The organism is Pseudomonas alkylphenolica (genome assembly GCF_016009175.1).
Taxonomy (GTDB): domain Bacteria; phylum Pseudomonadota; class Gammaproteobacteria; order Pseudomonadales; family Pseudomonadaceae; genus Aquipseudomonas; species Aquipseudomonas alkylphenolica_B.
The window spans coordinates 84140-108450 of the sequence record NZ_JADUCM010000014.1 but is presented as its reverse complement, the minus strand read 5'-3'; the positions used below and the strand labels follow the sequence as shown (position 1 = coordinate 108450).

The 24311-nt window shown below is 61.9% G+C and carries 18 protein-coding genes; 3 read left to right on the top strand and 15 right to left on the bottom strand.

The window, feature by feature from the left end; genetic code table 11:
• Window positions 1-25: 25 nt before the first annotated feature.
• Complete coding sequence (locus tag I5S59_RS14330; protein WP_197877206.1) at window positions 26-871, top strand: Ku protein; 846 nt, start codon at window positions 26-28, stop codon at window positions 869-871.
• Between the two features lie 21 nt (window positions 872-892).
• On the opposite strand, the gene ligD is transcribed toward I5S59_RS14330, so the two are convergent.
• On the bottom strand, window positions 893-3346 hold the full coding sequence (ligD, locus tag I5S59_RS14325) for a DNA ligase D (protein ID WP_197877205.1): 2454 nt from the start codon (window positions 3344-3346) through the stop codon (window positions 893-895).
• 127 nt (window positions 3347-3473) lie between these two features.
• Here ligD and I5S59_RS14320 point away from each other — a divergent pair, with 127 nt between their 5' ends.
• Window positions 3474-3704, top strand: a complete 231-nt coding sequence (locus I5S59_RS14320; RefSeq protein WP_197877204.1) for a metallothionein — start codon at window positions 3474-3476, stop codon at window positions 3702-3704.
• A gap of 357 nt (window positions 3705-4061) precedes the next feature.
• Here I5S59_RS14320 and I5S59_RS14315 read toward each other — a convergent pair whose 3' ends face one another.
• From I5S59_RS14315 to I5S59_RS14300, 4 genes are all read right to left on the bottom strand, one after another.
• Window positions 4062-5000 carry a lysylphosphatidylglycerol synthase domain-containing protein gene (locus I5S59_RS14315; protein WP_197877203.1) on the bottom strand — a complete coding sequence of 313 codons (939 nt, stop codon included), beginning with the start codon at window positions 4998-5000 and terminating at the stop codon, window positions 4062-4064.
• Window positions 5000-6202, bottom strand: a complete 1203-nt coding sequence (gene clsB, locus I5S59_RS14310) for a cardiolipin synthase ClsB (RefSeq protein WP_197877202.1) — start codon at window positions 6200-6202, stop codon at window positions 5000-5002. Before clsB ends, I5S59_RS14315 begins: the two co-directional genes overlap by 1 nt.
• Window positions 6199-6984 (bottom strand): endonuclease/exonuclease/phosphatase family protein, encoded by a 786-nt coding sequence (locus tag I5S59_RS14305; RefSeq protein ID WP_197877225.1) that lies wholly within the window; start codon window positions 6982-6984, stop codon window positions 6199-6201. The genes clsB and I5S59_RS14305 overlap by 4 nt, the downstream gene beginning before the upstream one ends.
• A 112-nt stretch (window positions 6985-7096) precedes the next feature.
• Window positions 7097-8653 (bottom strand): sensor domain-containing diguanylate cyclase, encoded by a 1557-nt coding sequence (locus I5S59_RS14300; protein ID WP_197877201.1) that lies wholly within the window; start codon window positions 8651-8653, stop codon window positions 7097-7099.
• A gap of 131 nt (window positions 8654-8784) precedes the next feature.
• On the opposite strand from I5S59_RS14300, the gene I5S59_RS26450 reads away from it, so the two are divergent.
• On the top strand, window positions 8785-9213 hold the full coding sequence (locus I5S59_RS26450) for a hypothetical protein (protein WP_232239757.1): 429 nt from the start codon (window positions 8785-8787) through the stop codon (window positions 9211-9213).
• 12 nt (window positions 9214-9225) lie between these two features.
• Here the strand turns inward: I5S59_RS26450 and I5S59_RS14285 are convergent, their stop codons facing one another.
• From I5S59_RS14285 to I5S59_RS14240, 10 genes are all read right to left on the bottom strand, one after another.
• Complete coding sequence (locus I5S59_RS14285) at window positions 9226-9774, bottom strand: cupin (protein ID WP_197877198.1); 549 nt, start codon at window positions 9772-9774, stop codon at window positions 9226-9228.
• Window positions 9775-9903: 129 nt separating this feature from the next.
• The gene (locus tag I5S59_RS14280) at window positions 9904-11019 is read right to left on the bottom strand and encodes a carboxylate-amine ligase (RefSeq protein WP_197877197.1); all 1116 of its coding nucleotides are present in this window, start codon (window positions 11017-11019) and stop codon (window positions 9904-9906) included.
• The gene (locus tag I5S59_RS14275) at window positions 11016-11966 is read right to left on the bottom strand and encodes a methyltransferase (protein ID WP_197877196.1); all 951 of its coding nucleotides are present in this window, start codon (window positions 11964-11966) and stop codon (window positions 11016-11018) included. Before I5S59_RS14275 ends, I5S59_RS14280 begins: the two co-directional genes overlap by 4 nt.
• Entirely contained in the window at window positions 11966-13270 is a 1305-nt protein-coding gene (locus I5S59_RS14270; protein WP_197877195.1) for an iron-containing redox enzyme family protein, read from the bottom strand. The genes I5S59_RS14275 and I5S59_RS14270 overlap by 1 nt, the downstream gene beginning before the upstream one ends.
• Window positions 13271-13383: 113 nt before the next feature.
• Window positions 13384-13614, bottom strand: coding sequence for a hypothetical protein (locus I5S59_RS14265; RefSeq protein WP_197877194.1), 231 nt, complete (start codon window positions 13612-13614; stop codon window positions 13384-13386).
• Between the two features lie 49 nt (window positions 13615-13663).
• Entirely contained in the window at window positions 13664-15394 is a 1731-nt protein-coding gene (locus I5S59_RS14260) for a ShlB/FhaC/HecB family hemolysin secretion/activation protein (protein WP_197877193.1), read from the bottom strand.
• 2 nt (window positions 15395-15396) lie between these two features.
• Window positions 15397-20187: an MBG domain-containing protein gene (locus I5S59_RS14255; RefSeq protein ID WP_197877192.1), complete on the bottom strand. Its 4791-nt coding sequence runs from the start codon at window positions 20185-20187 to the stop codon at window positions 15397-15399.
• A 100-nt stretch (window positions 20188-20287) separates the two neighbouring features.
• Window positions 20288-21964, bottom strand: coding sequence for a LuxR C-terminal-related transcriptional regulator (locus I5S59_RS14250; protein WP_197877191.1), 1677 nt, complete (start codon window positions 21962-21964; stop codon window positions 20288-20290).
• A gap of 107 nt (window positions 21965-22071) precedes the next feature.
• On the bottom strand, window positions 22072-22287 hold the full coding sequence (locus I5S59_RS14245) for a hypothetical protein (RefSeq protein WP_197877190.1): 216 nt from the start codon (window positions 22285-22287) through the stop codon (window positions 22072-22074).
• Between the two features lie 135 nt (window positions 22288-22422).
• Window positions 22423-24126 (bottom strand): ABC transporter ATP-binding protein/permease, encoded by a 1704-nt coding sequence (locus I5S59_RS14240; protein ID WP_197877189.1) that lies wholly within the window; start codon window positions 24124-24126, stop codon window positions 22423-22425.
• Window positions 24127-24311 lie beyond the last annotated feature (185 nt).

Below are 24311 nucleotides of genomic sequence, written 5' to 3'. Positions count from 1 at the left end.
TATTTACGGGCTCAGGAGGTGATGGATGGCCAGGGCAATCTGGAAAGGCGCGATCAGTTTTGGGCTGGTGCATATTCCCGTCTCCCTCAACACCGCCGTGCGCAGCGAACGGATCGACTTCGACTGGCTCGACAAGCGCAGCATGGAGCCGGTGGGCTACAAGCGCATCAACAAGGTCACCGGCAAGGACATTGGCCCGGACAATGTCGTCAAAGGCGTGGAGTACGAGAAAGGGCGCTATGTGGTGATCAGCGAGGAGGAGATCCGCAAGGCCCGGCCCGAGGCGACCCAGACCATCGACATATTCTCGTTCGTGGCGGCCAGCGAGATCCCCCTGCAGCAATTTGATATGCCGTACTACCTGAGCCCCGACCGACGTGGCGGCAAGGTCTATGCGCTGCTGCGCGAAACCCTGGAAAGCACCGGCAAGGTGGCGTTGGCCACGGTGGTGCTGCACACCCGCCAGCACCTCGCGTTGCTACGCCCGCTGGAGCAGGCGCTGGTGATGATCACCTTGCGCTGGCCGGATGAAGTGCGAGGCATTGAGTCGGTGGAGCTGGACAGCAGTGTGACCGACAGCAAGGTCGACAAGCGTGAACTGGACATGGCCAAGCGGCTGGTCGATGACATGAGCGGGCCGTGGGCGCCGGGTGAGTACCATGACGCGTTTCGCGACACCATTATGGATCTGGTCGAGGAGAAGGCCAGCAAAGGCAAGATCAGCGTGGTGGACAAAGCCGAACCGGCGGCAGAGAAGGGCGCCGACATTATCGACCTGACCGAACTGCTCAAGCGCAGCCTGAGGGGCGAAGGAAACAAGAAGGCCACTGCCGGGAAAAAGCCGGCCAAGGCGCCGCGCAAGGCATCTTGAGCGTTGCTGCAAAGCCCGGGCTCATTGCAGTTCCACCTGCTTGCGCATGCGGGCGGTGATCGACTGGCGTGTTTTTCCCATTGATGCCCACGGGTCGTCGACTTCGGCCAGGCGGGCTTGCAGATTGCCGATGTGCCACTGGTTAGCGCTCTTGAGCTCGGCAAGCTCCTCACGCCAGATCGGCACTGACACCGGTAGCCCTTCGCGGGCACGCAGGGAGTAAGCACAGGCGGTGGTGGCTCCCTGACTGTTGCGCAGGTAGTCGATAAAGATCCGCCCCACGCGATTCTTCGGCCCGGACACGGCACTCAGTCGATCGGGAAACAGTCGGGCGAGGTAGCCAACGATGGCGTGACTGAACGCCTTGACTTCGTCCCAGCCGGCGCGGCGGGTCAGCGGCACGACAAGGTGCATGCCTTTGCCACCGCTGGTCTTGAGAAACACCTTGAGGCCCAGCTCGTCGAGCAATGTCAGGGTTAGCTGAGTGGCCTCGAACATGGCCTTCCACGGCAACGCCGGGTCCGGGTCGAGGTCGAGCACGAAGCGGTCGGGCCTGTCGAAGGCCTTGCTGGTGGCGTTCCAGGTGTGCAGTTCGAGCATGTTCATCTGCACGGCGCCCAGCAATGTGTCCGGGTAGTTGATGACCATGGCCGCCTGTCCGGCCTGGGCTTTGTCGCAGGTAAGCACCTTGGGCAGGTGCAACTGGCCGGCATGCTTCTGGAAGAACAATTCACCTGCCAGGCCTTCCGGCGCGCGCACCAGCGCGACCGGGCGATCCTTGAGCTGTGGCAGGATCCACGGGGCCACTGCAGCGTAGTACTCGGCCACTTCGCGCTTGGTAACGCCGCTGGTGGCATCGATCACCCGCTGCGGATGGGTCAGGCTCATGTGCGGGGTGATTATAGTGGCGGGCATCGGACGCTCCAGGTCGATGGCGCGGACTGGCTTGTCGTCGCGCAGGCCATGAAATACCGCGTGGCGTACCACGCCGTCGCGGGTCATCTGGGCGTAGGCGACCTCCGCCAGCAGTTGCGGTTTGAGCCAGTGCACACCGCGGGCTTCGGCGCCGGTGGGTGGCTTGTGCAAGGCAGGCTTGGCGACCTCCAGCGGCTTGAGGCGGGCCAGGAGGCTATCCAGGGTTGCGACGCTGAACCCGGTGCCGACCTTGCCGGCATAACGCAGTTCGCCGCTGTCGCGGTCATGCAAGGCCAGGAGCAGTGCGCCAAAGCCGTTGCGGCTGCCTTTGGGGTCGGTGTAGCCGACGATCACGAACTCTTGGCGCTGCGTGCACTTGAGCTTGATCCAGTCAGTGCTGCGCCGGCCTTGATAGGTGCTGTCGGCGCGTTTGCCAATCAGGCCTTCCAGCCCCAGGCGGCAGGCACTGTCGAGCAGGGCGGCGACCGGCTGGTCAAAGTCTGCGGAAAACCTGAGCAGCTCCGAGCTGTTGCTGTCCAGCCGCTGGCGCAAGAGGTCGCGCCGCGCTTGCAGGGGCGTCTCACGCAGGTCCCGGCCATCCAGATAAGGTAGATCGAACAGGTAGTAGATGATGGGTTCATCGTCCTCGGTATCGAACGCGTTTTGCAAGGCCTGAAAGTCAGCCACACCATTGGCGTCGTTCACTACCACTTCGCCATCGAGCCACGCCGAAGCAAGGCCCCACTCGCGAAGCGCTGCTATCACGCGGGGCATTTTCGCACTCCAGTCGTGGCCGTTGCGGGTGAACAGGCGCACATCATTGCCGTCAATACGGGCCAGAATCCGGTAACCGTCGAATTTCACCTCGTAGCGCCAGTCACCGGCCGGGGGCGAATCGACCAGCGTCGCCAGCTGCGGTTGCAGCTTCGCTGGTATCTGTACCTTGCGTCCGGAGGTTGGACGTTTAGCTTCAGGGTGAGCCAGCGTCGCCTTGGCCTGGCGCGGCACCAGCGTGCGTTCGCTGAGCACGCTGTCGGGCAGGGCATCGACAATGCTGTAGTTGGCCTCGCTGCGCGCCGCGCCATCGTCGGACTTGACCAGCATCCATTGCTCTTTTTTGCCCGCCAACCGGGTGCGGAACAGGTGCCATTCACCGGTGAGCTTCTCGCCCTGCAGGCGGAAGCGCAGCTTGCCCTTGGCGTAACCTTCGCGTGGGTTGTCCTCGGGTATCCAGACGCCCCGGTCCCAGACGATGACATCGCCCGCGCCGTAGTGACCTTCGGGGATGTGCCCCTCGAAGTTGGCGTAGTCGAGCGGGTGGTCCTCCACGTGCACGGCCAGGCGCTTGACTGTCGGGTCCAGCGACGGGCCTTTGGGGATGGCCCAACTCTTCAGGGTGCCGTCCAGCTCCAGGCGAAAATCGTAGTGCAGGTGGCTGGCGTCGTGCTTCTGGATGCAGAACTGCAGGGCATGCGCCTTGCCGCGTCCGTGGCGGCCGCTGGGCTCGGGTGTGGCGTTGAAGTCGCGTTTGCGCTGGTATTCCTGCAGCGGTTTGGCCATGGCCGGCTCCGGGACGTTACACAGGTCTATAGCCTTGGGAGGGATGCGCAGGGAAATGAGTTCAAACTTTTGTTGGTAGGCGATGGTCGACCGGATGTGAGCCACATGAATAGGTGAGGAAACGACCATGAACGAACAACGCTGTGCCTGCCCCGAATGTTCATGCGTGGTGGATCAGAATGCCTTGATGCAGGGCGGCCAGGCCTATTGCTGCGAAGCCTGCGCGTCCGGGCACAAGAGCGGTGAACCGTGCCGGATGAGCGATTGCAACTGTGGCACGGCGATGCGGCCAAGCGAACATCACGTCGACAACGCACTGGAAGAGACCTTTCCGGCCAGTGACCCGATTTCGCCTTGAAACTGTAGGAGCGAGGCTTGCCCGCGAAGAACGAAGACGCGGTCGCTATAGGTACATCGCGGCGGCTGTTTCGCCGGCAAGCCTGGCTCCTACAGGTTCGGGCTAGGCGGTGTTGCTTCTCGGCCGATGAACCGATTTCGCCATGAGGTTGTAGGAGCGAGGCTTGCCCGCGAAGAACGAAGGCGCGGTCGCTATAGGTACATCGCGGCGCCTGTTTCGCCGGCAAGCCTGGCTCCTACAGATTTGGGCTAGGCGGTGTTGCTTCTCGGCCGATGAACCGATTTCGCCATGAGATTGTAGGAGCGAGGCTTGCCCGCGAAGAACGAAGACGCGGTCGCTATAGGTACATCGCGGCGGCTAGGCGGTGTTGCGCATCGCACGGGCGCGTTTTTCCAGCACCAGGTAAGTGACCAACGCGAGCACCAAGGGCATCAGGTAGTAAAGCGTGCGATACCCCAGCAGCGCCGCGATCAGGCTGCCCTGGCCGAGCTGGCCGTGGAGCAGGGCAAGGAACACTGCTTCAAGCACCCCCAGCCCGGCAGGAATGTGCGCGACTACACCCGCCACACAACTGATCAGCAACACACCGAGTATCGACGGGTAGAACAGGTCGCCCGGCAGCAGCCAGTAAATCAGCGCCGCCATCAAGGCCCAGTTGCTGGCGCCCAGCGCCACCTGGCAGAGTGCCAGGCGTAGCGAGGGCAGGGTGATTTCATGGTCGCGCACGTGCCAGGTGCGGCGTTTGGCAAAACCACAGGCCAATAGATACGCCAGGGCGATGACGAGCATCAGCACGCCGATCATCTGCAACCCGGTCGCGCCCACGGCCCAGCGCTCCGGCACCTTGACCAGGCGCAGGGCGAATACCGTACCGGCCAGCAGCAGGTAGCCCATCCAGTTGGTCAGCAAGCCCAGGGTCAGGATCCGGGTGATGGTTGCGGTATCCAGGCCCAGCCGGCCGTACAGCCGGTAGCGCAAGGCCACACCGCCGACCCAGGTGGTGAAATTCAGGTTGAAGGCATAACAGACGAACGCCACCGGCAGCACCTGGCGCGCCGGCAGGTGGTGGCCGGTGTAGGCCCGGGCCAGCAGGTCGTAGCTGGCAAACGTCAGGTAGCTGCACAGCGCCAGGCCCAGGCCGATGGCCAGGGTGCCTGGTGTGTAGGCGACCAGCGACTGGCGCACTTCGTTCCAGTCAAGGTTGCGCACCAGCATGTACAGCAGTGCCGGGATCAGTACGACGAACAGCAAGGTCAGCAAGCGCTTGGCCCAGGTGTGCCAGGGTTTGTGCGCCATCAGGGTTTGCCCTCGTGCAGATCGCCCTGCGTTTCGATGTCGGGCTGCAACGAGCACAGCCGCTGGCGGTGAGCCGGGAGCCAGCCGGCAATACGCGGAAAATGCCGTATGAGGTGGAAACACAAGAAGATCAGCGGTGCCCTCCACCAGTAGCCGCGAATCATGCGCTCCAGGGTCACGGCCTTGCATTGCTCGTTCGCGAGCGAATCAAGGTGCTCATAGAGTTGCTGATTGAAGGGGCGATCACGAATCAGCAGGTTGGCTTCCAGGTTGAACGACAGGCTCAACGGGTCGAGGTTGCTTGAACCCACCGTCGACCATTCATCGTCGACCAGGGCCACTTTGCCGTGCAGCGGCCGTTGGCAGTATTCGTGAATGCGCACGCCGTCGCGCAGCAGGTAGTTGTACAGCAAGCGGGACAACGCGCGCACCCAGCGCAAATCCGGCTGTCCCTGCAGAATCAGCGTGACGTCCACACCACGCCGCGCGGCATTGCGCAGCTCGCGCAACAGCCGGTAACCGGGAAAGAAATAGGCGTTGGCCACGACGATGCGCTGGCGCGCGGCACGAAACGCCTGCAGATAACGTACTTCGATGTCGGCATGGCGGCGGCCGTTGTCGCGCTCGACCAGTACCGCACTGGCCGCCCCGGCCGGTTCAGTGGCCGGGCGCACCTGGCTGGGCGGGTCGAGCACCGGCGCCATCAGCCGGCGGCTCACCGCATGCACCTGCGCGACTACCGGGCCTTCTACTTCCACCGCATAGTCCTGCTTGGCCATGGGACCGTAATCCCCCAGATGATCGGCGCTGTAGTTGATCCCGCCAATAAAGGCCAGTTGACCGTCGATCACCACGATCTTGCGGTGAAGGCGGCGGAACAGGTTGGTGCGCATGCCGGCCAGACGCGGTTGCGGGTCGAACGCGTGAAAGCGGATGCCGGCTTCGGTCATTGCCGCGATGTACGCGTCCGGCAAATCGGCCGTGCCATAGCCATCGGCGACCATTTCCACCCGCACGCCCCGGCGCGCGGCGTCGACAAGTACCTGCTGCAGCTGTCGACCGACCTTGTCGTCGTAGATGATGAAGGTCTCCAGGAGGATTTCCTCGCGCGCCTGGGCCATGGCCTCGAACACCCGGGGGTAGTATTGCTCGCCGTTGATCAGCAGCGCGACGCGGTTGCCGTCTACCCAAGGCCTGTTCACAGGTTGATCTCCGCAGCCAGTGGGACATGGTCGGACAGGTGCGACCAGGGATAACTGGACAGCACCTGGGCGTTAAGCGGCATCGCATTGCGCAGGTAGATGCGGTCCAGGCGCAGCAGTGGCAGGCGCGCCGGAAAGCTGCGCGCCGGCGTGCCGATGTGCTCACCGAAGGCTTCCACCAGGCGTTGACTGAGCACGGTGTCGGCCTTCAGGCGCCAATCGTTGAAATCGCCTGCGACGATAACGGGGACCTTGGCAGGCAGGCTGTCCAGCAGGTCGAGCAGCAAACGCACCTGGCGTTGCCGGTGCGCCTCGCGTAACCCCAGGTGCACGCAGACCGCATGCACCTGTTCATGCCCCGGGACGTCCAGGCGGCAATGCAGCAAACCACGTTGCTCGTTGCCATGGATCGAGACATCGAGGTTGCGGTGTTCAACGATGGGGAATTTGGACAACAGCGCGTTGCCGTGGTCGCCATGGGGATACACCGCATTACGCCCATAAGCGAATTGCGGCCACATGCTGTCGGCGAGGAATTCGTACTGCGGCGCCTGCGGCCAGGCTGCGTGGCGCCGGGCATGGCCCTGGTGGCTGCCATGCACCTCCTGCAGGAACACCAGGTCGGCCCCGGTGGCGCGCACCGCTTCACGCAGCTCCGGCAGGATGAAACGCCGGTTGAACAGGGTGAAGCCCTTGTGCACGTTGATTGTCAGCACGTTCAAACGCTGAACCGTGGTGGCCGGGCCGACACCGGGTTCGGTGACGCGTTCGCCGGTGCGGATCTCGCTCACGCTGCCTTCCTCATCACGGTTTCCTTGATCGCAGGGCAGGGCACCCTTATCGTGCGACCCTCGGGAAACCCCGTGCGTTCAGTGCGATTGACGAGCGGCCGGGTTATGAAATCACCCGGTTGCGTCCTTCACTTTTGGCTCGATAGAGGCATGCGTCTGCCTGCCTGAGTACAAATTCCGGGGTTGAAGCCTCCGTGCCCCTGCAGGCAACCCCGGCGGAAAGGGTCAGTTCCCCCACGATGGGCACCTCACTGGCCGCGACGGTTTCGCGAATACGCTCAGCGATGGCAATGGCCACCTCCTTGGATGTGCTGGGCAAGACCAGAACGAATTCTTCGCCACCGTAGCGACATGCCAGATCACCGGCTCTGGAGTTTCGCTTGAGAATTTCGCTGATGAACTGCAGGGCGCTGTCGCCAGCATCGTGCCCAAAGGAGTCGTTGACGCGCTTGAAGTGGTCTATATCCAGAAGCAGCAGCGAATAGGGTTGCTCGGCGTGTTCGAGCAACTCCAGCACGTCGGTCATTGCCCGACGATTGGCCAGGCCTGTCAGCGGATCACTTTGCGCTTCCTGGGCGAGCTGCCCAAGCTTTTGCTGCAACAGCTGCACGCCGGTGAGCATGGCCTGGCGAATCGATGACGCTTCGTGGTACCAGGCGTGAACCCGTTGCAGTTGGGTGATGGTGTCCGTCGTCGACAACTGCCGGGCAATGGCCGACAGTTGACGCAAAGGCCTCGCAATCAGCGCTGCAGCCGCGAATACCAGGCCAAAGCCGATGATGCCGGCGGGGATCATGCCCTGGAACACTTCTTTGAGCAGTTGCCCTAGCGTGGCCAGCGCGCGGTCGGCCGGTAGCTGTACCACTACCGCCCAGTTTGCCAGGGGAACCGGCGCGTAGCCCGTCAGCATTGAGTCGCCGGTATCAGTGTTTAGCTGCATTGAACCGCTGCTGCCTTGCAGGGCCACCGCCACCGCGGCATTCCCGTTTGCCTCCTGACCAATGCGCTTCTGGTCCGGGTGGTACAGCAGGCGCCGATCACCATCGGTCACCCAGGCCGATGTGCCCTCTTGATGGAAGTGGTTGCTGATAACGCTGTAGAGCGTGCTTTGCTTGAGCAAATAGACGGAGCCGGCAATTGCCCCCAGAAACTGCCCGGACGCGTTGAATATGGGCTGCGAAATGGCCACTACCTGATTACCGCCTACAGACACGTAGGCGCCGCTGATCAAGGGCCGCTGCTTGGCAAGAACGAACTGGAGCCCATCGGGGCGCACCGTGGAACCCACAATCTGCAGGGTATCGGGGTAGGCCTGAATGACCTTGCCTTTGTCATCGACAATCACGATCGAATTGAAATCCGCATCCTGGGCCTGCAAACGCATGGCCTCGGCGCGAATGACGGCAGGGTCGTCCCAATGGGCCGACAAGACCTCGGCGCTGAATTTCAGCCGACTTTGCGCAGCCAGCAGAAAGTCACCAATGCTGGACGCCACTTTCGCCGCATAAGCGCTGTTGGCGTCCAGCGTCGAGTGGATCAATGCGTCGCGCTGAATGCGATAGGCGACGATCAGGCCATTGGCGAGGGTGGCCAGTACAGACAGTATGACGACGAAGAAAATCAGCCCGCGCAAATTTATGGGCAACAGCCTGTGTCGCATCCTGGGCCCTCTTTTTCCGGGAACGCCAAAAGCGGCTTTCACCGCGTGCTGTGTGAGCATAGCTGGAGGGAGGGCGGCCGACGTGGTCGGTCGGCGCTATTCTGAATAAACAGTCCCCAGGGGCATTTATCATGCGCAGGATGATGTTATTGCTTGCAGCCAGTGTTGTTGCAGGTTGCCAGGCGCCTATGCCCGTCGCTAATCCACAGATGGCCTGGGTCGATTTGTCGATGCCGTTCCCCAATGACAGGCTGCTGTTGGCCGAGCGTCTGGACAAACAGCGCCTGCGCGACGGGCGGTTTTTCCAGGTCTCCCCGGGCAGCCATGAGCTGATGGTGCGGTTCGATTACGAAACAGGTGGCGGCGGTGGTGGCGGCAATGGCGAGATGGGCGGCCCGACGGAACGGGTCTGCTACCTGACCCTGCGCTATGACCATTTCCAGGCGGGCCAGCACTATGTGCTGGAGGCCCGGTCGATGGCCTTGACCCCCGAGGCCAGGCTGTACGACGCCAAGCGTGAGATCGTCGCAGAGCTCAGTGACTTCTATTGCCTGATGTGAGGCTATTGCCGCTCAAGAATGGACGATTGGCGGCCAGGTCACTCCCCAGTATCGGGACACTGCACCATTCAACCCCTGAACCGGATCTCGTTCTGGAAACGGCAAAGAGAGAATGCTCGACAATTGCTCTTGGCTGGGTGCCTGACAGCAGGTATCGGCATGCTGGCCGGGCGGATAGGCGCCGACAACGAGAAAGTCATCGCTGCACTGTGCATTGCAGTGCCCAGTACCGACGGGCAACAGCAACACGTCGCCCGCGCTGACCTCCAGCATCCGGCCCTTCGGGCCGCCCAGTATAAGGTGAGCAAAGCCGCTGACGACACCCAGCACTTCATGGCCTTGGGTGTGATAGTGGTGATAGTCGTACACGCCAGAGCGCCATTGCGGCGGCCAGCCATTGTTGCTGAAGGTTTCTTCGAAATTGACCGCCGGATCGCAACCGTTGGCAGTAATGGCTTTGATGTAAATGAGTACCGGCAGGCGAGGATTATTGGGCACCCACTCATTGTGTTCGAGCAGCAGGGTTTGCAAGGGAGCATCCACAGGCTGCGACCTGACCATGAAAAATCCTCCGCTTCAGGGCATTGTCATCTGATCGGAGCCGTAAGCTCGTTCAACGAAATCTAGCGAAGCCGGATAAAAACAACACCTTGTCAAACGATTGCGGCGCATGACGCGCCGACAAGCGGCTCATGCCATTTTTTCGTCCAGAGCAGCGCTGGTGTGCAGCAACTCGTTTACGACATGGCTCAGCGCATGCTCCTGAGTGAAACCTTGCGTCAGGGCGCGTTCGTAAACCGCCAACTGGAGATCAGCACTGGTGCCTCTGGTGAGGATGCGCAAGGCGTACTCCATCGCCTGCGCCGCGATCGCGAACCGGGCCTGCAGTTGCAGCAGCCACGCCTGAGCCGAGATCGGCGCCTGCGCCACCGGGTCGATGAAACAGCCGTCACGGCCGTCACGCATGGCACGCCAGAGATTTTCCTGGGTAATCCAGAGCGTCTCACAGGTTGGCCGGGCGCTTGATGCCGGTCTCTCCAGGCAGTGGTCAACCATTTGCCGGAATACGTCGGCGATACATAGGCTGTCTTCGAGGTGCGGGCAACCATCGGCAATACGCAATTCCACAGTGGGGTAGCGCCGCGAAGGGCGAATGAGCCACCAACAATCGGACTCCGGCCTGAGCGCCCCGGTGCGGTGCAGCAGATCCAGATAGCGCTGGTAGTCATTCCAGTCGAGCAAGGGCTCCGGAAGCCCCATACGCGGCCATTCGTTGCACAGCACACGACGATAGCTGCGATAACCGCTGGGTTGCCCTTCCCAGAAGGGCGACGAGGTACTGAGTACCAGCAACAGCGGTAACCAGGGCAGCAACTGGTTGATCAACGGGATCCGGTCATGGTCGGGGTCTATGCCCACATGGATGTGCAGGCCGCACACCAGGCTGCGCCGGGCTACGTGGCGGTGATCTTCGAAAAGCTGATGGTAGTGTTCGCCAGGGGCTGGCTGCTGTGCTCGCCAACCGCCAAAGGGATGGCTGCCGGCCGCGCAGATGCCCAGGCCATGTGGCGCCAGCCTGGATGCCAGCCGTTGACGGTGGCTGCGCAAGAAATCGCGCGCCTGGGGAATGGTGAAGAAGACCGGTGAAACCAGTTCGATCTGACTCTTGAACATTTCCTGGGAAAAATGCCGGCCGAACGTTTCGCGACACACGTTCAGGGCTGCAGCAGACGGCTCGGCGACTACCTGGAGGCTGTCCAGGTCCACCAACAGGAACTCTTCCTCGATACCGAATCCCGGCTTCATTCGCGGCAGGTCACGGTAAGTGCCACGGCGGCGATACGCTCGACGTCCCCATAGCCGGGTTCAAGTAACTGCTCGCCAAACACGTCAGGGTCAACTTCCTGATAGCACCATGCCCATTTGGGCAGTTCGAGCATGTCTTGGAGCGCGTTGTAGAAGCGGTCCTGGCCTTCGACTATGGCCACACCAGTGTAGAGCAACAGGGTGCCTCCTGGCGTCAGCCGGGGCAGGGATTCCCTTACGATCCGCAGCGACAACCCTTCACCCAGTTTGCCACCGCCGTGACGGTACGTGCGCTCGCTCGCATCGAGCATGTAGGGCGGATTGGCGACAATCAGGTCGAAAGTGCCGGTGACACCTCGCAGTACATCACTGTGTTCTAGCGAGACATTGGCCAGTTCCGCCAGGGAGAGGTTGATGGCGGTATACCGCAGGGCCAGATCGTTGATGTCAACGGCTGTCACTTGAGCGTTGCGGCGAGCGGCGGCAATGACAATGGCGCCGATACCGGTGCCGGCGCCTATCTCGATTGCGTGGTCGACCGGGGTGAGGTTGCGCTGCAAATGTGCCTGGATTACCTGCGCAAAGCGATAGCTGTCAGGCCCGAAGAACACGGCATCGGCCGCAGTAGTGGGATAGCCTGAATGGACAAACAGCCATTCGCCCAGCGTCGAAAAACGCACGGTGCTACGCAGGTCAGTGCCCTGGTGTTCAAGGATATCGGCCAGGCGCATCTGTGCCAGTTCATCGGGGGATAGCCTGTCGGGGGAAAAGGGCCGGTTCCAGCCGAACACATCGCGCAAGCTATGCGCCGAGGCCCGGGTACGCTCGAGGTTGCGCTGCTGGGTAGCGGGGGTTACGCAGGTAAAGGCATAGCCATCGGCCTTGAGGCGCCGCCCCAGTTGAAGCAGGGCCCTGTCGGCCTGAAGTTGCTGGTCGGTCAGTTGCATCAGAAGAGACCTCCACTCAAACCGGTTATCTGGCGATAGCGCCGGGTAGCCGCCAGACCGTGAGGCAATGCGTGTTGGGCGCCTTCCATGCAAGTAATGAGCTGCTCCAGCGGCACCGCCTGCCCAAGTGATTCATCAGCGTCTACGCCAGCAACGGCGTGTGCTGCTCTACGCGGTCGGTGCGCGGGTTGCCAGTCAGCCGCAATCCAGTCGTGCAGCAGCTGCTTTTCATACGGGCTGAACACACCGAACATCACGGCGGTCGGCCCGTCGACGAGTTGCCAGAAGCGACTGTCGGCGGGGGGCTGCCCGCGTCTGATCCAGCCCTTGCGCTGAAGCGCTGCGAAGAACGCTGCGATGCTGCCCGGCTCTGCCAGCCACTGGTTCACCGTGCGTCCCTCAAGACGGCAATAGTCCGAGTGCATCAGCCTGCCGAAGCTGCGCTTGCGCTCAAAGGCTTGCAGTAGCTGTTGTTCCAGGTCGAAACCGGCGGCGATGTCAGCCGCGCCCAGGCCCAGATCGTTGAGCCGATAGCCTCTGGCGATGCGTCGATAGAAGTCCCCTTGATCGGCGCGGGGCCACAGCTGGTGGAGTGCCTGGACGGCCTTGTGGGCATGCCCGGTGCTGGCGTTGTCGATGGTGATGTGAAGCCTGAAGTAATGCGGGTCGATGCCCAGTTCGTCCAGTTCGAACGCGGTCACCAGCAAATGCAGCGGCAGTTGCTCGTAGCCAAGGTTGTAGCCAATGACTTCGGGCAAGAAGGCGTCCATGTTGAAGCCCAGCGCCAGTTGCAACGAGCCCTGCAGGTAGCGCTCGTCGGCCAAGGGAAGGCTTTCGTGGCAGCCCAGGCTGGCGAGCAAGCGCTGGTAGATCAGCACATGGTTGCACGCCGCATTACCGTCGCCGAGTTCCTCCAGGTAGGTGCGGATAAGGCCATGGTAGCGGGGATCGCTCCAGTGGCGCAGTGCACCATAAAGCCACGCGCCATCAACCGCTTTGGTCGGGGCGACCTGCTGGAGGAAATAGAGGGCATGGGCGTGGTTGCTGAAATACTGCCGGGGTGCGCCTTCGCGGCGTTCTTCAAGGTAGCTGGCGTACTGCTGGGCAACGTTGGCGGCGCGTTGCGCGGTCCAGTGGGCGAGGGTGTGAGGATCGGCGGGAAGCTCATTCTCAAGCCTGTCGGCCTGACGCAATTGAACGTCGAGCCACGACGCACTGCCCGATGTATTGCCTTCAAACAGCGCCTCATAGCGCGTTTTCAGATTCCCCTCATGCACGCAAAGGGCTACGGCGGGTGGGCTCATCGGCTGTTCCTCCTGGTAATGAGGCAGCGAAGTGCCTGATATAAGCAGAGGAAACTGTGTGCACACTGAAGTTCAGTCCGATTGGCTCAATGGCAGCTCCGGGTGACTACTGCCTAGTTGTGGTATTCCCGTGGGGTTAGTGACTGCTCACCCGTGCTTAGTGCCGTGTAGAGCGCTTCCAGTGCCTTGGCGTCATGTTCCAGGTGGGCAACGATGTCGTTGACGCGTCGGGCCAGTCTGGGTGTCAACGCCAGGCGCCCCAGTTCCCGCAACAGCTCGGCGGCGGCTTCGTCGTTGAACGAGGCGCTACGGATGGTACACAGGATTTCAAAGTGGCTTGTCATGTGAAGTCCTCCAGGCGAATGCCCGAATCGGGCATTCGCCTCACCGGCATCAAAAGAGTTTGAGGAAGTTGATGTAGAGGCGCGGGGCCTTGCCGTTATCGTCATCCAGCTCTTCGGCCGACACCGGGCGGGTCAGCGGAAAGGCGATTTCCGGTGTCACGTAGGTGTCTTTGAACACCTGCAGGTGGGCGCCAAAACCGGCTGAGGACAGGCTTTGGGCAGTCTCCCAGCTGGGGTCTTCACTCCACACCTTGCCGACGTCCCAGAAGGCGTAGTACTGGGTCGGAACCGCGTGGATGCGGTTGTATTGCAGCTCGGTTTTCAGCGCAAAGCCGCGGTCACCGGTGATTTCCGAAGGGTCGTAGCCACGCCCGAACTCACTGCCGCCCACGCCGAACTGTTCTGGCGACAGCAGCGCCTGGCCAAAGGACGTTTGCGCAGTGGCGGCCAGGTACAGGTTCAATCCGTCCATCAGGCGGCTCAGGTCCTGCAAGCGCTGGGCATCGAGCTGCAGTTTGGTGAAGTCGGTTTCGCCGCCTGCGCGTGACGGGTTCTGCCGGCTTTCGTTGCTCGCACCCAGGATCGACAAGCCCTGGCTCAACTCGGCCTTGGCCAGGTTCCTGCCGCCATAGCTGTCAATGAAGTCGTAGCTTGCGCCCAGGCGCACGGCACGTATGCGGTCGTCGCTCGACGGTGAGTGGTGCGGGTCGTCGAAATACTCGGACTTGCCGTTGTAATAGGTAAAGGCTGCCGAAGTCTTGAAGGTTTCGTCGCGCTGACGTATCCACGGCCGGGTGATACGCACCGCCAGGGTGTCACCAGAGCTGTTGGCGTTGAGGAACGAGTAGGTATCGGCGTTGCCGTCGTTGTGCTGGGCAAGCAGGCTGAGGACATCGCCCTGGCTGCCCACGGGCAATTCATACTGGCCTTCGAAAAAGGTCATCTTGTTGCCTTCAACGGATCTGCCGGCACGAATGCCCAGGTGATCGCCGCGACCGCTGAGGTCGTTGATGCCGATACCGCCGTAGACCTGCCAGGGCCCGAAGTAGCGGCTGTCGCGGTTATCGAAGCCGATAAAGCCTTCGTATTTGCGCTGGGTGTTTGCGACGGCGAGGTCAGTCCCGGCTTCCAGTGGCGAGGCCTTGAGGGTGCCGCGACTGTCGTTACCCGAAACATCGTTCATCAGCAGCAGGTTGCGCTCCAGCGTGGCACTGGTCGGCGGGACTTCCTGACGGATGTTGTCGGCGTAGCGTTCCAGTGCCTGGTTGCCTGGGCCGCTGAAGGCAACCTGGTTGATCTTGCCTTCGAACACCTGAATGGTCAGGTTGCCGCCTTCGAGGCGCTGCTGCGGCACGAACGCCTTGGCCAGCAGGAAGCCCGCCTTGCGGTAGCGTTGGGTGATGGTGTCGATCACCGCATTGATCTCGGCAAGGTTGACACGGTTGCCTTCAAGGCGCGCCACCACCGGGTTGAAGGTACCGGCGGGGTAGCTGGTGACGCCGATCAAGGTCACCTTGTTGACCTTGAAGCGCGGCATGTCGGCTGGCAGCGCGGTCATTTCCCCGGGCATTTCCTCCTGTTGCGGGGTCACCGAGGTTGCTGGCAACTGCAGGGTTTCGGGCATTTGCGTTGCAGACGTGCGTGCGCCGCTACGGTCGGGCACTTCGACCCGGCCGGGGTTCAGTTGTCCCAGCGGCGCGGCCTGTACCTGTGCTGCCAGCAGCAGGCCGGAAAGCACGGCTACCGCCAGGCGGGTCAAGCGTGAGGGATGGGTGTTCATGATTATTTACCTCCCTGTTGGGGCGCCTGCAGGTCATGGGGAATGACGCTGCGATTCCAGTCCGGGACGATGAACTTGCCGTCTTTGAAGTGGCTGTTGGCGTAATCCAGCACGTCCTGGAGATCCGGGACGGTGCTGCTGGTGTCGCCATAGGCGCGTGGTTTGCAGATCAGTTGCACGGCATAGGTGCGGGCCACTGCCGGGGTAACCGAGTAGTTGGCGGATACCGCCGAAGGCGACTCCAGGGCGGTGCAACGGGTGTTGCCCGGCGATTGCGCGGTGACTGGCACGACCTGGCGTACCGCGTTGGGTACAGGCTCGACGGGGAGCGGGCCGACCGGCGCGGGCTCAACGGATACCGGAACAATCGGCGCCAGCGGGCCGGTGATGGTCAGGGTGCCGTCGTGGAAGGTCACGGTGTAGTTGGTCCCGGCCTGATAGGCCTGGCCCTGACCGATGCCATAGGCGCCTGCGTCTTCGCCGGGGGCGCGTAGCAGCGAGCCCTGGGCGACAGCCGCGGTGTCGCCGTTTTTCAGGCCGCTGACCTGGTAGGTCAGCTGCGGGTCGGCAGCACCGAGGACCTTGGTTTTACTGTCAGCGTGTACGTCAAGTGGCGCCGGGGTAACCTGCAGGTTGCCTTCCTTGAACACCATCGAGTAGTTGCCACTGCTCAATACGACATTGCCCTGGGTGATGGCGTAGCCGCCATCCCTGACGTTTTCTCCTGATTGTCGATCCAGCGCGCCCGCGACAACGGCCGATGCGCTGTCGCCGCGCTTGAGCCCTTGCACCGAATAGGTCAGCAGGGGGTCTAGGTCACCGTAGACCTTGGTCTGGTGATCGGCGGTTACCGTCAGCTCGGCGGGCGTGATCGCCAACTGACCGTCGTTGAAGGTCAGAATGTAGTTGCCACCTTTGCCGCCATTGAGGCCCAGATCGCCCTGCTTCACGCTGTAGCGGCCGACATTTTCACCACTGTCACGCTGCACGGCGCCGCCATTGAGGACGTCTGCGGCGCTGTCGCCATTGACCAGGCCGCTAACCCGGTAGGTGAGGCCCGGGTCGACTTCGCCATATACCTTGGAGTGGTCGCCGGCATCGATTTGCAGCGCGGCGGGGGTGATGGTGAACACACCGTCCTGAAAGTTGAGGATGTAGTTCTGGCTGGTGCTGGCCAGGTCGACGTTGCCGATGGCATAGCCACCCGCTTTTACCGTTTCACCGGCTTCGCGTTGCAGGCTGCCGTCATTGAGTACCGCCGCTTGCTGGTCGCCCCGTTTGAGCCCGGACACCTGATAGCTCAGTGCGGGATCGACTTGCCCATAGACCTTGGTTTTGTCGTCGGCACGCACCAGAAGGGTAGCGGGGGTGATGGTGAAGGTGCCCGCCTGATAGCTGAGGATGTAGTTCTGGCCCTTGCCCTGGTTGAGCCCGATCGAGCCTTGACCGATGTTGTAGCCACCGGCCACGACATCTTCACCCGCCTGACGCTGCAAGGCACCGCTGTTGAGTACCTCGCCGGCCTGGTCCTGGCCTTTGAGGCCACTGAGTTGATAGCCGAGCGAAGGGTCGAGGTCACCATAGACCTTGCCGGTGTTCTCGGCGGTCAGGGTGAGGGCAGCCGGGGTAATGGTCAGTGTGCCTTCGATGAACTGCAGGACGTAGTTGCTGCCCTGGTCGTTGTTCAGGCCGACGCTGCCTTGATTGATGCTGTAACCAGGCGTGCGGACATCTTCGCCCGCTTGGCGGGCAAGCGTGCCCTGCAGCAGGTTGGCGGCGTTGTGGCCGAGTTTTGCCCCCGACACGCCGTAGTCCAGCGCCGGATCGCTGTCACCATAGGTCTTGCTTTTGTCGTTGGCAGTGACAGTCAGTTGCGCCGGCGTGACCGTCAGGGTGGCAGGGTTGTTCTGCAGGGTGTAGCGCTGCTGGGCGAATGCGTCGCCACTCAAGCCACCCTTGATGGCGTATTCGCCAACATTGGATTGCGCGTCGGCTGCTGTGGAAGGCGAAGACTGGATAACGCCAGGCCTGCCGAGCCGGGCATCCACGTATTGGTCGATGCCGCGTACCTGGTCGGTGGTGGCACCGCTGTACTGGATGTTCTGGGTGAGGGCCGGGTTTTGCTCGCCATACTCACGGCTGACGTTTTCGGGCGTGGCAATGATGTGCGCCTGGTTGCCGGAGATCGTGACGTTGGTGTCAGTCTTGTCCTGGGTAGACAGAAACTGCATCCGCGCCGTTTCAAACAGGTTTTGCTGAGTGACCGGTTTGCCATCGGTGGTTTGCACCCAGGGTTTGTCGTCGGCCAGCCAGCCTATCCGGGCCAGCACCGCGTCGGTTTCACTCTGCAGCTTGAAGATCAGCTGCTGGGACGTGTCGGTAGAGGGTTTGTACTGGATCTCCTGCTGGTTGGCCGCACCCGGGATGTACTCGCTGTCAACGCCCCAGTAGTTTTCGAAGTACTGGTTCTTGACGCCGACAGCCAGTGTTCCGCCAACAGGGCTGAGGGAAAAGCCTACCGGTACATCGACGGTAATGCCGTTTCTGGTGACGATGGGCGCATTGACGTCAGCGGGGTTCGGTTTGAACTGCCAGAGTGCATTGTCAGTGTCGCGAAAACTGATGCCGTAAATCAGGTAGTCGGAGCTGTCCAGGTAGCGCAGGACATCGGCCTGGGGAATCTCGTTGCCGTTCTCGTCATGAAAGTTCAGCGCCTCGAATACCACGTAGTCGAAGGTCTGGCCGTTGCCAGGGCTCAGGGTTACCGTCCGGTCTGTTTCATTGTTGCCAATGACCACCTGCGTACCGACCTGGGTCAGGGCATAGGCTTTGACGCCGCTGAGGGTTTCGCCGGTCAGTGGCGCGCTAATGGTTTTGCTGGTGTCTGGCCCGTTGCCGCTGGCGTTGGTCTGGCTGAAGGTGAAGATGCCGTTGCTGGCCTTGCCCGCCAGCTCGCCGGCGAAGTTCAGCCCGCTGTCCATTCTCACGCTGGCGCCTTCAAGCGCCACCTTGCTGCCGATCAGCGCGGTGTTGGCCTGCTGGAAAATGGACGCGGTGTTGGCCGTCTTCAGCCAGGCGATGCCTGAGCCGACGTCGATGATCGCGCGCTGGCCGTAAGCGGCGTCACCCCTGCTGCCGGCGGGGGCGTTATCGATCAGGCGGATGTCACCGGTGGCGCTGATATAGAGGTTGCCGTCCTTGAGCAGGATCGGCGCCTTGATGTTGACCGCTCCATTGGCATGGCTCTTGTCGTTGCCATCGAAGGTGCTGACCAGGCCGGCATTGCCTGCGCCGATCAGGGCCAGGGTAGAGGAGCTGACACGACCGTCGTTGTTGACCGTCGCAAGGTTGGTGGCAATGATCGGCGCATTGACGTTGAGGGTTTCGGTGGCCTGGATCACCACGTTGCCTTGCGCCAGGCCGTTGACCACGGCACTGGCCGCCACCGAGCCGCTGCCCAGGTTATCGTCGCCGGTTGCATTGATGTTCACGGTTTGGGGGGCGAGTAGCCAGGTGCCGCTGGCCTTTTCGCCCCGGGTGTTGACGTTGGCGTCCGCGGTCACCGTCAGTTGCTTGCCCGACGTTTCCACCACGCCGCCGTGGGCCTTGCCGGTGGCGGAGGCGGAACCGGCGAAATGCGTCGAGCCATCGCTCCACACTACGACCTGTCCGCCGTCGGTTGTGCCGTCAGCCTTGAGCGCTGCTCCCTTGGCGACATGGGTGGATTTGGCTGCAGGCTCGGCACTCTTACCCTGAAAGCTGCCGCCAACCAGCACCTTGCCACCGGCACCCTGGGTGCCGGTGGCATCGATTCTGGCGTTGCCAGCCACATTGACGGCATCGCCCAGCACCTTGATCGAGCCACCGTTGCTGCCTTTGGCGCTGAGGTTGCCGGTGACGTTGGTGTGCGCGGCGCTGCCCAGCACAATGGTGCCGCCGTCATTGCTGACCGAGTCGGCACTGACGTTGCCGCCCAGGTTGATGACCGAATCCAGGTGTTTGGCGGCGCGCTGAGCGCTCATGCTCACCACACCACCCGCGGCGTCGATTTCGCCGCTGTTATGAACGCCGCCGCTGACATCGGCATTGACGCTGCCAGGCTCCCCCGGGTTGCCACTGACGGCGATGTTGAGCAGCCCGTCACCGTGGAAATCGAGGGTCGCCTGGGGACCGGTGGCCAGCTGTACAGTGCCTTTTCTGGCCTGGATGACACCGGCGTTGGACACCTGGGCGCCGAGCAGCGCAACCATGCCGTTGTCGTGAACGGTGATGCGGCCCTGGTTGGTGACCGAACCGGTCAATTGAATATCCAGCTTGCCGGTGGCTGCGAATTGCCTGGCCTGTTCTTCAGTCAGAAAACCGGCACTGGCGATCAGCGCACTGGAGGCGATGTGCGCATTGGGGCCGACCCACACGCCATTGGGGTTGACCAGGATCAGCTGGCCATTGGACGTCACCGCGCCATAGATTTTCGACGGGTCGCTGCCCATCACGCGGTTAAGGGTGACCGACTTGCCGTCCGGCTGGTTGAAGGTGATTTTGTGGTCGGGGCCTACGTTGAAACTCTGCCAGTTGATGGCAGTACGTGCGCCGGAGGTGTTGACCTCCATCTGCTTGCCTTGCTGCTTGATCGTGGCCTGGCCGCCGATTACCTGTCCGGCCTGGGGCAGGTCGGCCGCTGCGGCGCAGGACACCGGTGCAGTGATCCCGGCGGTGGCCAGCGCGACGGCCACACACAGTGCGGTAAGGCTACCGCAAGGGTGTCCCAGCCCCGGCTTCGGATGTGTCTTCATGGTGTTTCTCCTAGAGGTATCAACTAGGAGAAATGATTGATCCGCACCGTAAACCGGGTAAGCGTGGGTTCACGCAATGACGTGTAGTGCGTCCCTGATGCTAATGGGGGTGATGGGAGGTGGCGATGGGGACTTTCAACGTTAACCGCGCCTCGAAGCGTTGATCGTCATCAGTGGTAATGTCGACGTCACCTTGCAGCAGACCGCTGATCGTCGTTACCAGGGCGAGATAAATCACCGGATTGCTGCGGGGCACGCTCGCAGCAATCGAGGCACTTACCTGCAACGTCCAGTCGAGGTGCCCGGCGTCGAGCTCAATTGCGCTGGCGTGAATCGAAACCTGGTCTGCGCCTTGATGCTTTAGATGCAGCATCAACGCCTTGAGCAGGCTGGCATAAGGGGTGGCGTCGATCCAGCCCCAGGGGGCCGGGGAGGCCTTGAAGAATTCCCTGGGGGGCATTTCATAGTCAGTCAGGGCGTTGAGGGTTTTCTCGGTGAGCGCGTTCAGTTCTTGATTGAACGGGGTGTAGCGAACATTGCCTTGCTCCAGGTCGACCATCTCGCCGATCATCCGCACGCTTTCGCCGATGTGTTCCAGCAGTCCGAGCAAGGCGTGCTTGTCGTCACTGTCTGCATGACTGGCAACGATGCTTCTGGCTTTGTTGATATAACCCGTGACTTCCTGCCCGTGCTGAATCAGGTACGCACCACGGCGGCTGTAGATGGACGAGCGATAGGTCATCTGATCGCGAAGCACCTGAATCTGGCTATCTTCTTCGCCGATATCAATGGAGGAGCAGAGCATGCCGACAAGTTCGCCATCCGGGCCAAATACCGGACAGCCACCATGCTTGAGGACCCGGCGCTCTCCACGCAGGCTGACGACCACCACCATCATGTAGGGAATGCGGTTTTCCACCGCTGCATTGAACGTCTTGCGCGCGTACTCCAGATGTTCGGAGTCGATTACCCCGATGTCGCATTGCCGTGCATTGATCACCGACTCCAGGGTTAAACCGAGGTAGTCGAGAAACGCCTGATTGGCGGCCAATATCCGGCCGTCTGTTGCCCTGAGGCAAACGGGAAAGGGAATTTTGTCGAGCAGGGCGTTGAAGTCCAGCTCGGTTGCCGACGGCGAGGCATCGGTGGCGTCCGCTGCGCCAAGCTTCTTCTCCAGCAACCCCCGGTTGGCGGCAACCTGGAGCAGGTCGACCAGCGAATGTGTTCCGGTTTTCTCCAGCAGTCTGGACTTGTAGGTACTGACAGTGCGATCGCTGAGCGCCAGCTCCCCGGCGATCTGTTTTACCCGGTAGCCCTCTGCCAGGTAATGCAGCACGGTGATTTCCCGGGCTGTCAGCTGCTGCGCCGTGTCGGCCGACGCGCTGGTGCGTAAGGCCGTGGCTTGAAAATAGGTCTTGCCGCGCAGCACTTTGCTGACCGCATCGCTGAACGCGGTCGACGTGTCCGATTTATCAACGAACCCCGCGGCGCCAGCGGCAATGCAAAGGGGCTCGTAGACGTCGGCGGGCAGGGCGGTGAACACCAGCAGGCGGGTGGTGCCTTTGCGTGCGACGATGCGCTTGATCAGGTCCAGGCCACCGAGCCTGGGGACCTCCAGGTCCAGGACAATCAGGTCTGGCGCTGCACTGCGAATCAGATCCAGCCCCACCAGCCCGTTGTGTGCCACGCCCACAACCCGGTGCCCGGCCAGGGTCAGGGTCGACTCGATGCTCAGGGCATTGAGCGGGTGTGGATCGATGATGAGCACTGTTGCCATGTCCCTGGCTACCTCGGTCGTAGGGTGATGGCATTGATGATAGTCGTTCAGCCAGTGCTCATCTCACGGGCACAGAGGGCAGCGGCAACCAGGGGCAAGGCGAAACCCTACCGGTTGCGCTTGTGGTCCTGAGCGGCGGGGCGGTCATGCACGTGCATGGCCCAGCTGAGGTTTTCCCGCTCAAGCTCTACCAGTGCCTCAGCCAGGCGGGCGTCTGCCTCACGCCAGCCATACCCGGCGATGCCGACCCCGCGAACGGCGTTGCGGGCCATGCGCCAACCCTGCCGGACCTTTTTGCCGATTTCATCAAAGTACCTGTTCATCAACGTTCTCCTCGGCGTGACGATGTCGCCTTTGCGAGGAGCATCATCGCGCCAGGAAAGGCCGCGGCAGAATAGGGGAATCACGAAACCCTTGTAGTGGGTGCACTACAGGCTACATTTCCTTCGAGAGGGGGTTCACACAGGCTGCTCGACTTTCCGATGCACCCACTGAACCTCGCTGTGCAGCTCCAGAACCTGCCAATGGAAGCGCTCCAGCGTTGCGTTGTGGCCGATGCTGATCAGAATCGTCCGCGGCAGGGCTTGTTTGAGCAACTGATAGCAACGCGCTTCATTCGCCGTATCCAGCGCTGAACTGCTCTCGTCAAGGAACAGCACCGCCGGGCGAACCATCAGCGCGCGCACGAAGGCACACCGTTGCAGCTCACCGACGCTCAGGGTTTGCGTCCAGTCCCGCTCCTGATCCAGGTGTTCATGCAGGTGTTGCAGTCCCACTTGCTGCATGGCCAGGCGCAACGCAGCATCGTCTTCGCGACGGGCCGGCATGGGGTACCAGAGCGCTTCACGCAGGTTGCCCAGCGGCAGGTAAGGTTTTTGCGAGAGCACCAGTGCCCGCTCCCGGTCGTAAAACGCGGCGCCACACGCGTGAGGCCACAGCCCGGCGACGGCACGGATCAGTGTCGACTTGCCAACGCCCGACGGCGCACTGATCAACAGGCTGTCGCCGGGTTCAAGGGACAGGTTGAGGTCGTTGAGCAAGCGCCGGCCGTTGGGTAGCCAGATATCCAGGTGCTTGATATACAGGCCGTCGGGCTGCTGCCCCAATGTGACCCCGGAGGTGACTTCGACATTGTCCAGGCGCTCCTGAAAGCCAACCAGCCGGTCGATCACCGATTTCCATGCGGACAGCTCCGGGAACACCTCCACCAGGTAGGCGATCGCCGCATGCACTTCGCCGAACGCAGAACTGATCTGGGTCAGGCGGCCGAGGGGCAGGGTACCGGCGAAGAACTGAGGTGCCATGATGAACATCGGGATGACGGTGGCACTGCGCAGGTAGAAGGTCGAGTAGCCCATGATCAGCTTCTGCTTCTTCACCAGGGCCCAGAAGTTCTCCAGCGCCGCCTCCAGGCGTTGATTGAAACGGGCGTTCTCCCTGCTTTCGCCACGGTACTGGGCCACCGAGTCGGCATTCTCGCGCAAGCGCATCAGCGCAAAACGAAAATCGGCTTCGCGCCGTTGCTGCATGAAATTGAGCCCCGGCAAGGCGCGCCCCAGCCAGAAGGCGATACCCGTGCCCAACACTGCGTAGACGAGGGCAATCCACACCAGTAGCCCCGGCACGACCCAGGACTGGCCGGCAAAGGGCACGCTGACCAGGCTGGAGGCCTGCCAGAGGATATGCAGGAAGGAAAACAGCGACACCACCGAGGTCAACAGCCCGAGGCTCAGCTTCAATGACTTGACGATGAACAGGTCGATGTCTTCGGCGATCCGCTGGTCGGGGTTGTCGACGTCGGTTTCGGTTAGCTTGAGTTTCTGGTAGCGCTGGCTGTCCAGCCATTGGCCGAGCATGTTGTGGGTGGCCCAACGTCGCCAGCGCAGCGTCAGCTTTTGCTGGAAGTGAAACGCGCCGACGGTAAACACGGTAGTGGCGACCTGCAAGAGGATGAACTGCAGGCCGCCCAGCAGGAACCCCGGGTAGTCCTTGGTCTGCAGGGCGTTATAGAAATGCAGGTTCCAGAAGTTGGTGAGAATGTTCACCGCCACCAGGCACAGGGTCATCAGCACGGTGGCCAATAGAAGCAGCAGTGCGGGGTACTTTTGCTCGGAGACCCAGAAAGGCCGGGCGAGACGCCAGAAATTGCGGAGTGTTTGCATAGGGTCTGGGGCGCCCGGTCGCTGACGACATTGAGTTTGCGAAGGAGGGAGGCTAGGATCTGCCAATGCTAATCGTTTGCATTAATTTGGGAAAGTCGCGGGAGACCCGTCATCGAATTTCCACAATGGCTCAACCAGGCCTGGCCGCCGATACAGCGGGTGATCCGGCGTACGCCTGACGGGTC